The 9,986-nt window shown below is 65.8% G+C and carries 10 protein-coding genes; 7 read left to right on the forward strand and 3 right to left on the reverse strand.

The window, feature by feature from the left end:
- Positions 1 to 148: 148 nt before the first annotated feature.
- Together ABF648_RS07320 and ABF648_RS07325 are read right to left on the reverse strand one after the other, a co-directional pair.
- On the reverse strand, positions 149 to 535 hold the full coding sequence (locus ABF648_RS07320) for a TraR/DksA family transcriptional regulator (RefSeq protein WP_415631645.1): 387 nt from the start codon (positions 533 to 535) through the stop codon (positions 149 to 151).
- 132 nt (positions 536 to 667) lie between these two features.
- The gene (locus ABF648_RS07325) at positions 668 to 1,885 is read right to left on the reverse strand and encodes a pyridoxal phosphate-dependent aminotransferase (protein ID WP_415631646.1); all 1,218 of its coding nucleotides are present in this window, start codon (positions 1,883 to 1,885) and stop codon (positions 668 to 670) included.
- Positions 1,886 to 1,992: 107 nt separating this feature from the next.
- Between ABF648_RS07325 and argC the strand changes: the two genes are divergently transcribed.
- The 7 genes from argC to tyrS are packed head-to-tail and all read left to right on the forward strand — an operon-like array spanning position 1,993 to position 9,627.
- On the forward strand, positions 1,993 to 3,024 hold the full coding sequence (gene argC / locus ABF648_RS07330) for an N-acetyl-gamma-glutamyl-phosphate reductase (protein ID WP_415631647.1): 1,032 nt from the start codon (positions 1,993 to 1,995) through the stop codon (positions 3,022 to 3,024).
- A complete protein-coding gene (gene argJ, locus ABF648_RS07335) occupies positions 3,021 to 4,172 on the forward strand; it encodes a bifunctional glutamate N-acetyltransferase/amino-acid acetyltransferase ArgJ (RefSeq protein WP_415631648.1) in 1,152 nt (383 codons plus the stop codon). The genes argC and argJ overlap by 4 nt, the downstream gene beginning before the upstream one ends.
- On the forward strand, positions 4,169 to 5,077 hold the full coding sequence (gene argB, locus ABF648_RS07340; RefSeq protein ID WP_415631649.1) for an acetylglutamate kinase: 909 nt from the start codon (positions 4,169 to 4,171) through the stop codon (positions 5,075 to 5,077). Before argJ ends, argB begins: the two co-directional genes overlap by 4 nt.
- Before the next feature lie 32 nt (positions 5,078 to 5,109).
- Positions 5,110 to 6,321, forward strand: coding sequence for an acetylornithine transaminase (locus ABF648_RS07345; RefSeq protein ID WP_415631654.1), 1,212 nt, complete (start codon positions 5,110 to 5,112; stop codon positions 6,319 to 6,321).
- Between the two features lie 47 nt (positions 6,322 to 6,368).
- Positions 6,369 to 6,914: an arginine repressor gene (locus ABF648_RS07350; RefSeq protein ID WP_415631650.1), complete on the forward strand. Its 546-nt coding sequence runs from the start codon at positions 6,369 to 6,371 to the stop codon at positions 6,912 to 6,914.
- A 2-nt stretch (positions 6,915 to 6,916) separates the two neighbouring features.
- Positions 6,917 to 8,335 (forward strand): argininosuccinate lyase, encoded by a 1,419-nt coding sequence (argH, locus tag ABF648_RS07355; RefSeq protein ID WP_415631651.1) that lies wholly within the window; start codon positions 6,917 to 6,919, stop codon positions 8,333 to 8,335.
- Between the two features lie 26 nt (positions 8,336 to 8,361).
- The gene (gene tyrS, locus ABF648_RS07360; protein ID WP_415631652.1) at positions 8,362 to 9,627 is read left to right on the forward strand and encodes a tyrosine--tRNA ligase; all 1,266 of its coding nucleotides are present in this window, start codon (positions 8,362 to 8,364) and stop codon (positions 9,625 to 9,627) included.
- Between the two features lie 155 nt (positions 9,628 to 9,782).
- On the opposite strand, the gene ABF648_RS07365 is transcribed toward tyrS, so the two are convergent.
- On the reverse strand, positions 9,783 to 9,986 hold a 204-nt coding region (locus ABF648_RS07365), incomplete at its 5' end, for a hypothetical protein (protein WP_415631653.1).

Raw genomic sequence — 9,986 nt, forward strand, 5'->3', positions numbered from 1 at the left:
GAATCGATCACACTCCGGGTCGTTCTCTGCGCGGCCCAGAGCGTGATCCGCTCCGCCATCAGCCCGGCCCGATCAGTCATCGTCCCATCCCGCGTTCCGCTGACCAGCCGTCATGGCTCGCACAGCGAACCTCGCCCGCCGGGCCGGCTCACCTGGCCCGGCGCTGCTCCCTGCGGGCGCAGTCGATGCAGTTCTCAGCAGTCGGTCTGGCGGCCAGGCGTGCCGGGGTGATCGGGCGGCCGCAGGACAGGCAGACCCCGTAGCAGCCCGCATCAAGCCTTGCCAGGGCAGCGTCTATCTGCGCGATCGATGCTTCGGCGGAATCAACCTGGGTCTTGGCCAAGGCCCATTCGTCGGTGAGCGTCGAGCCCTCCGGGTCGTGTTCGTCGTCGGTGACGGTGCTGGCGCGCTCGTCGCGGAGGGACGCCAGCTTCGCCCCAACGGCTCGTGCGGTGGACATTGCGTCGGCGCGCAAGGCGTCGAGTCCCTTCCGGACGGCCTCGTCCTCCAGATCAGCACCACAGGACTCACCCATGCCGCGATGGTAGGCGTCGACCGGCAACACCGGGACCACTCGACAGGACCGTTGTCACAGTCGGGCAGCACCCACAGCATGACCGGACAGGCATCGATCACATCGGGTCCGGCCAGTCGAAGCGGAATAACGTCAGCGCGCCCGTGTCTCCGAGCAGTACTCAGCGATCCGCCCGATCGCCTCACGCAGCAGCTTCTCCTCGGGCAGCGCGACCACCCGGAAGTGGTCCGGCTCGGACCAGTTGAAGCCCCGTCCGTGGCTGACCAGAATCTTCTTGCGCCTCAGCAGGCCGAGCGCCCACTCCTCGTCATCGACGACCGGATAGAGCTCCGGGTCGAGCTTCGGGAACAGGTACAGCGCACCCTTGGCCGGCACGCAGCTCAGGCCGTCGATCTCATTGAGGAGTTCCTGGGCCAGATCCAGTTGCTCGTAGAAGCGCCCGCCAGGAGCGACCAGATCATCGATCGACTGGTAGCCGCCAAGGCAGGTCTGAATGGCGTGCTGTGCGGGCACATTGGCACACATTCGCATGTTGGCAAGCAGCTGCATGCCTTCGCGAAGGTCCTCTGCCCTGCCCAGCGGACCGGTGATGACCAGCCATCCGGCCCTGAAACCGCACGCCCGGTACGCCTTCGAGAGCCCGGAGAAAGTGATGCACAGCACATCATCGCGGGCATAGGTGGCGGCATAGGCGTGCTGGCCCTGGAAGATGATCTTCTCGTAGATCTCATCGGAGAGCACCATGATGTCGTGCTGACGAGCCAGCTCCACCACATCGCGCACGATGTCGGCGTCGTAGACGGCGCCGGTCGGATTGTTCGGGTTGATGAGCACGATGGCCTTGGTGCGCTCGGTGATGAGCGAGGCCATTTCCTCGGGGTCGGGATTCCAGCCATTGGACTCATCGCACATGTAGTGCACGGCCTTGCCGCCGCTGAGCGTCACCTGCGCCGTCCACAGCGGGTAGTCAGGGGCAGGAATGAGCACTTCGTCGTCGGTGTCCAGCATCGCCTGCAGCACGATCGAGATGAGCTCGCTGACGCCGTTGCCGAGCAGCACCTGGTCGACGTCGACATTCAGGCCCTTGGTCTGGTAGTAATTCGCCACTGCGGTACGGGCCGAATAGACGCCGCGGGAGTCGGCATAGCCCTCCGAGTCCCGAAGGTGGGCGACCATGCTGCGCACCACAGAATCCGGGGTTTCGAAGCCGAAGGGGGCGAGGTTCCCGATGTTGAGCTTGAGGATCTGCTGTCCCTCCGCCTCCATCCTCTGGGCCTCGACCATGTTCTTGCCGCGCACGTCGTAGCGCACGCCCTGCAGCCGGGATGCCTGGGAGTACTGATTCATCATCCGCCTCTCTTGATGCCTCGCGACACATTAGCCGTTCAGCATGCCGAGAAGTAGGTCCGCGACGCGCAGTTTGGCATACTTATGCTTCAAGTGGCATATTTATGCCTATGTCTTTCACAGCTGCTGTCGCCGGGTGCACCGGTTACGCCGGGGGAGAGGTGCTGCGGCTGCTGCTCGCCCACCCCGAGATCGAGATCGGCAATCTCACTGCGGCGTCCAGCGCTGGCTCACGACTCGGTGAGCATCATGCGAACCTGTGGCCGCTGGCCGATCGCGTTGTGGCGGAGACCACGCCCGAGAACCTCGCCGGGCACGACATCATCTTCCTGGCACTGCCGCACGGCGCGTCCTCGGCGTTGGCCGAGAAACTGCCCGAGGACGCCATCGTCATCGACTGCGGCGCCGATCATCGGCTCACCGATGCCGACCGCTGGGAGCGCTTCTATCACGTACCCTATGCCGGTGCGTGGCCCTATGGGCTGCCCGAATTGCCCGGCCAGCGCGACAAGCTCGCCTCGGCCAAGCGCATCGCCGCGCCGGGCTGCTGGGTTGCCACCGTGACCTTCGCCCTGCTGCCAGCCCTCACCCACGGTCTGGTCGACGGGCACGATGTCACCGCAGCGGGTGGCTCGGGCACCAGCGGAGCGGGCAAGAGTGCCACGCCGCATCTGCTCGGCAGCGAAACGGCTGGTGGCATGAGCGCCTACGGGGTGGGTGGTGTTCATCGCCATCTGCCGGAGATGCTGCAGAACTTCGAACTGCTCGGCGCCAGGCAGCCCACCTTGAGTTTCACCCCCATGCTGGCGCCGATGCCGCGCGGCATTCTGGTGGTCGTCACCGCCCCGGTGGACGCCGGGATCAGCGCCGGGCAGGTGCGCGAGGCCTATCTCGACAGCTATGACCCGGAGCCCTTTGTTCACGTGCTGCCCGAGGGTTCCTGGCCGAATTCCAAGTCGACACTCGGCTCCAACTCCGTAGGCGTCAATGCCACCGTTGACGCCGAGGCTGGGCGTCTGGTCGCTGTCTGCACCCTGGACAATCTCACCAAGGGCACTGCGGGAAGTGCCATCCAGTCGCTCAATCTCGCGCTCGGCCTGCCCGAGACGACTGGCCTGACAACGATCGGAGTAGCGCCGTGAGCGTCACCTCAGCGAAGGGTTTCCGGGCTTCCGGTGTGGCAGCCGGGCTCAAGGCCAATGGCACTCCCGACATGGCCGTGATCGTCAACGACGGCCCCCTGGCAGTCGCCGCAGGCGTGTTCACCTCCAACCGGATCTGCGCCGCACCGGTGGTCTGGTCCCGCAAGGCCGTTGCCGATCACACACTGCGCGCCGTCGTGCTCAATTCGGGCGGCGCCAATGCCTGCACGGGGGAGGCCGGTCTGGCCGATTCCGCCGCGACTGCTGCCGAACTCGGGCGGCTCATCGGCTGCCCCGATGATCAGGTGGCGGTCTGCTCCACCGGCCTGATCGGCGTGCGGCTGCCGATGGACACCATCCTCACCGGCGTGCTGCGTGGCCACGAAGCACTGTCCACCGAAGGCGGTCCCGAGGCTGCTGCCGGCATCATCACCACCGACACCCACCCGAAGACCGCCGCGTACACAGGGCGAGGCTTCACCATCGGTGGCATGGCCAAGGGCGCCGGCATGCTCGCGCCCGCCCTGGCCACCATGCTCGTCGTGATCACCACGGACGCGGTGATCACCGGGGAACAGGCCGACACGGCGCTGCGCGCGTCCACAGAGGTGAGCTTCAACCGCCTCGACTCCGACGGCTGCATGTCCACCAATGACACTGTGCTGTTGCTGGCCTCCGGTGCCTCTGGCGTGCGGGTGGACACCAAGGAATTCACCGCAGGCCTGGCCGAGGTCTGCCTGGATCTCGGTCACCAGCTGCTCGGCGACGCCGAGGGATCCGCCCACGACATCACCATCGCCGTGCAGAACGCGGCCACCGAGGCAGATGCCCTCGAAGTCGCCAGGTCTGTGGCGCGCAGCAACCTGTTCAAGTGCGCGGTCTTCGGCGGGGACCCGAACTGGGGTCGCGTGCTCTCCGAGGTCGGCACCACCAAGGCGGCCTTCAACCCCGAGCAAGTCGACGTGAGCTTCAACGGTGTCATGGTTTTCCGACAGGGCGCCATCGGCGACGACCGGTCCCTCGTGGACCTGTCAGGCCGCGACTGCACGGTGTTGATCGATCTGCACGCCGGAACCGAGCAGGCCGTGGTGTGGACCAACGACCTCACCTACCGCTATGTCGAGATCAACGCGGAGTACGAATCGTGAGCCACGTCCGCAGTCTCGACCACGACGCCGCGATAGCCAAGGCCGGCACCCTCATCGAGGCGCTGCCCTGGCTGGAGCAGTACGCCGGCAAGGTCATCGTCATCAAGTACGGCGGCAACGCCATGATCAACGAGGACCTCAAGCACGCTTTCGCCGAGGACATGGTCTTCCTGCGTCGCTGCGGCGTGAAGCCCGTGGTGGTGCACGGCGGTGGCCCGCAGATCACCAGGATGCTGAAGAGGCTCAACATCCGCAGCGAGTTCCGCGGCGGCCTGCGCGTCACCTCGCCCGAGGCGATGGACGTGGTGCGGATGGTGCTGGTGGGTCAGGTGGGCCGCGAGCTGGTCAACCTCATCAACGACCACGGGCCCTTTGCCGTCGGCATCTCCGGCGAGGACGCCAGGCTGTTCACGGCGCGGCCCAAGACCGTGCTGGTGGATGGCCAGCCGACCAAGCTCGGTCAGGTCGGTGAGGTCACTGAGGTGCGCCCTGAATCGGTACGTGATCTCATCGACGCAGGCCGGATTCCGGTGGTGGCCACGGTCGCCCCCGGAGATCACGAGCAGGTCTTCAACGTGAATGCTGACACAGCAGCGGCAGCGCTGGCGGTGGCTCTTCATGCCGAACGACTGGTCATGCTCACCGACGTGGCCGGCCTGTACGCGGACTGGCCCAACAGCGAAGAGGTCATCACCCAGATCTCCCCGAAGGAGCTGGAGACGATGCTCCCGCACCTCGAGTCCGGCATGCGCCCCAAGATGGAGGCCTGCCTTCGCGCAGTGCAGGGCGGGGTGAGCCGCGCCACCGTCATCGACGGTCGTGTGCAGCACTCGCTGCTGCTGGAGATCTTCACCAACGACGGCATCGGCACCATGGTGCGCGGTGACAAGGAGGAACAGCTGTGAGTCAGCAGACCACCGGGACCACGACGGCTGCAATGGCCGATGGAACCAGCCAGCAGGTGTGGGGTGACCGCTACGAGCACACCCTCATGAACACCTTCGGGGCGCCCCGAAGGGTGCTCGTCAAGGGTTCCGGTGCATCGGTCTGGGATGCCGACGGCAAGCAGTACACGGACCTGCTCGCCGGCCTCGCAGTGCACGCCCTGGGTCACGCCAATCCGGTGGTCACCGAGGCCGTCACCGCGCAGATGAACACTCTGGGCCACATCTCCAATCTGTTCGCCTCGCCCACCCAGATCGCGTTGGGGGAGAAGCTGATCGCGTTGGCCACCCGGCTCGCTCCGGAGGGCACCCCGGCCCGGGTGTTCTTCTGCAACTCCGGCACGGAGGCCAACGAGGCGGCGTTCAAGCTGACCAGACTCACCGGGCGCACCAAGATCGTCGCCATGGAGGGTTCCTTCCACGGACGCACGATGGGCGCCCTGGCCATCACCTCCAATGAGCATTACCGCGCACCCTTCGAGCCACTTCCCGGCGACATCGTCTGGGTGCCCTACGGAGACATCGCAGCACTCGAGGCAGCAGTCGACGAGACTGTGGCCGCCGTCGTCACCGAGCCCATCCAGGGCGAGAATGGCGTGGTCGAACCCCCCGATGACTTCCTGCCCGCCGCCCGTCGGATTACCGCGGAGCACGGCGCCCTGCTGTGGATCGACGAGGTGCAGACCGGTCTCGCGCGCTGCGGCGAGTGGTTCGCCCACCAGCGGCTCGGTGTGCTGCCCGACGTCATCACGGTGGCCAAGGGGCTGGGCAACGGCTACCCGATTGGCGCCTGCATCGCTGTCGGCGAAGCCGCCTCGCTGTTCGGCCCTGGCCAGCACGGCACCACCTTCGGCGGAAATCCGATCGCCTGTGCGGCGGGCCTGGCGGTGCTCGGCTACATGGAAGATCACGACATCCTGGCGCATTCGCGCGAGATGGGCGAGCACTTGGCCGAACAAGTCATGGCGCTCGGCGACGACAGGATCGTCACGGTGCGTGGCCAGGGCCTGCTGCGCGGCATCGTGTTGGCCGATCCCCTTGCGGTGAAGGTCGCCGACGCCGCCCTGGAGACCGGCTGGATCATCAATGCACCGCGTCCCGCGGTGCTGCGCATCGCACCCCCGCTCATCATCACCGCCGGTCAGCTGGACGCCTTCGTCGCGGTGCTCCCCAGTCTGCTCGACACCGCCCAGGCGCAGTCCTGAGTCAGGCCTCGCCAGGACAACACCGAGACGGCAAGGGGGTGAGCAATATGTCACGCGGCAGCACGGAACGTTCCGGATCGAGCCGGACGGCCAGACAGGCGCGCATCCTCGACCTCATCCAGACCCGAGAGATCGGCTCGCAGGCCGAGCTGGCTGAATTGCTGGCCCGCGAAGGCATCACGGTGAGCCAGGGCACCCTCAGCAAAGATCTTCTCGACATCGGTGCCGTGCGGGTGCGCGCATCGTCGGGCATCCTGGTCTACGCACCGCCCGGCAGCGAAGGCAGTTCGGATCGCTCACTCAATGAGCAGCGGCTCGCACGGATCTGCGCAGAGGTGCTGGTCAGCGCCGATGCCTCGGCGAATCTGGCGGTGCTGCGCACTCCACCCGGTGCTGCGCAGTACTTCGCGTCGGCCATTGACAGGGTCGCGGCCGACAACGTGGTGGGCACCATCGCAGGTGACGACACCGTGATGGTCATCGCCCGTGCCGCGGACGGCGGACAGCAGATGACAGAGTACTTCCTCGCGATGGCACACAGCGGGCGTCCACCCGAGCGGCATGACAGCCCCGACGGCGAGCAGAAAGGTTGACCATGAGCCAGGATCACCAGCAGGGATTCCTCTGGGGCGGACGCTTCGAGGGCGGCCCCGCCGACGCGATGTTCGCGCTGAGTGTCTCCACCCAGTTCGACTGGCGGCTCGCCCCCGACGACATCGCGGGTTCGCTGGCGCACGCCGCCGGACTGCACCGAGCAGGGCTGCTCACCGATGAGGACTTCACCACCATGTCTGCCGCGTTGCACCAGATGGCCGACGAGGTCACCGCCGGTACCCTTCGCCCCGTACCCACCGACGAGGACGTGCACGGTGCACTGGAACGCATCCTCACCGAGCGTGTCGGCGCAGAACTCGGCGGCAGGCTGAGGGCGGGGCGTTCCCGGAACGACCAGATCGCCACCCTCATCCGCATCTGGTTGCGCCGCGAGATCCGCGATCTCAGCCTCGACCTCGTCGACGTCATCGAAGCTCTTGAAGGCCGCGCGCGGGCGTATCCAGATGCGATCATGCCCGGGCGCACCCACATGCAGACCGCGCAGCCGGTGCTGCTGGCCCACCAGCTGCTCGCGCACGCCTGGCCGCTCACCCGGGACATCGAACGTTTCCGTGATCTGGACCGTCGCTTGTCCGTCAGCCCCTATGGCTCGGCCGCGCTGGCTGGTTCCTCACTCGGGTTGGACCCTGAACAGGTCGCCCACGACCTTGGATTCAATGCGAGCGTGGCGAACTCGATTGACGGCACGGCTGCCCGTGATCTGGTGAGCGAGGCCGCCTACGTGCTGGCCCAGATCGGCGTCGACCTGTCGCGGCTCAGTGAAGACGTCATCGCCTGGACCACTCCCGAATTCGGTTTCGCGAAACTCGACGACGCCTGGAGCACCGGATCCAGCATCATGCCCCAGAAGAAGAATCCCGATGTCGCGGAGCTGGCCCGCGGGAAGGCCGGACGGCTGATCGGCAATCTCACCGGGCTGCTGGCCACCTTCAAGGGCCTGCCCACTGCATATGACCGTGATCTGCAGGAGGACAAGGAGCCGCTGTTCGACGGCGTCGACCAGCTGCACGTACTACTACCCGCCGTGGCCGGTCTGGTCGGCACGCTCACCTTCGACGAGGCCAGACTCGCCCAGGCCGCACCGCTGGGCTTCTCACTGGCCACCGATATGGCCGACTGGCTGGTCCGTCAGGGCGTGCCCTTCGCCCGCGCCCACGACATCACCGGTCGTGCGGTGCGCTACTGCGAGGAACACGACCTCGGCCTGGCAGATCTCGATGACGCCCAGTTGGCCGAAATCGACACCGATCTCACTCCCCGTGTGAGGGACGTGCTCACCGTCGAAGGCTCGGTCGCCTCCCGCAATGCACGCGGCGGAACGGCACCGGTGCAGGTGAGTGCACAGCTCTCCGAACTCGACGCGCTGCTCGCCTCGGCACGATCCTGGACGAAGGCCTGATCCTCCCGGGCCGATAACATGGCGGGGTGAATGCACTCCTGGACGACCTGGCCTGGCGTGGCCTGATCGCAAATTCCACCGATCCGAAGGCGCTCGCCGAACAGTTCGATGCAGGTCCCGTCACCTTCTACGTCGGTTTCGATCCGACAGGCCCCAGCCTGCACATCGGCCACCTCATGCAGCTCATCACGGCACGCCGGCTCCAGGAGGCCGGGCACAAGCCGCTGATCCTGGTGGGCGGAGCCACCGGGCTGATCGGTGATCCCAAGGCCGCCGGTGAGCGGGTGATGAACCCCAAGGAGTTGGTGGCCGGCTGGGTGACAGGAATCCAGCAGCAGGCCAGCCAGTTCGTCAGTTTCGAGGGTCCCGCCGCAGCGCAGATGGTCAACAACCTCGATTGGGCCTCCCAGATCTCCGCGATCGACTTCCTGCGCGATGTGGGCAAATACTTCCCGGTGAACCGGATGCTTGACCGTGAGATCGTGGCAAGCCGGCTGGAATCTGGAATCTCCTACACGGAGTTCAGCTATGTCCTTCTGCAGTCGCTGGACTACTTGGAGTTGCACCGGCGCTACGGCTGCACCTTGCAGAACGGCGGCTCGGACCAGTGGGGCAACATCACCGCCGGCGTCGATCTTATCCGGAGGGCGACGGGGGATCACGTGAGCGCCCTCGCCACACCGCTGCTTCTCAAGGCCGACGGCACCAAGTTCGGTAAGACCGAGGGGGGTGGAGTCTGGATCGACCCCACCATGACCTCTCCCTACGCCCTTCACCAGTTCTTCCTCAACGCGGAGGATTCCAAGGTGATCGAGTACCTCAAGCTGCTGTCCTTCCGGACACATGAGGAGATCGAGGATCTGGAACGCCAGACCGAGGAGGCGCCGCACAGGCGCATTGCCCAGCGGGCGCTGGCAGACGACATCGTGGATCTGGTGCACGGCGAGGCGGCCCGCAAGGGTGCCGAACAGGCAGCCCGGGCCCTCTTCGGCAGGGGGGAGCTCGCCGATCTGGATGAACCCACCCTCGACTCGATCATGAAGGAGGTTGATGCCGTTGAGTTGACCGGCGAGGACGCCGAAGACCCAGGTCTTGTGACTGCCCTGGTCGCCAGTGGTGTGGTCCCGAGCAAGTCCGCTGCGCGGCGCGCCATCGCGGAGGGTGGCGCCTACTTGAACAACGTCAAGATCACTGACGTGGACGCCACGCTGAGCCACGACGACCTGCTGGCAGGGCGTTACGCCGTGCTGCGCCGCGGCAAGAAAACAGTCGGTGGGGTCATCATCTCCTGAGCGCAACGGCCATCGCAGAGCTGGGTGCCAACCCTGACTTGCATCCTCTGCAGTGGGCATGTATATTCATCTCTTGCCCCCGGACGGGACGGACGAGCTGAAACAGCGGCCATGTTGCCGAGGTCACAGCCAGGCCGGGCTCGGGGACCATCCATTCAGATCGGGTTGGATGCGGTCTGCTCTTCGGGGCAGTTCACATCGAACAAAATGGGTGAGTGGTCAGTTTGACGAAAGCCAGACGGATCACTAAACTCGACCAGGCTGTCGCAAGACAGAGTGGTGAGTGGATTGTTGGTGAGGCGTGTTTTTTGTTGATCCGATGGTTTGATTTTTTTGGTTTGTTTTGGTAGTTTTTGTCG

This window comes from Propionibacterium sp., assembly GCF_047719395.1.
GTDB lineage: Bacteria > Actinomycetota > Actinomycetes > Propionibacteriales > Propionibacteriaceae > Propionibacterium.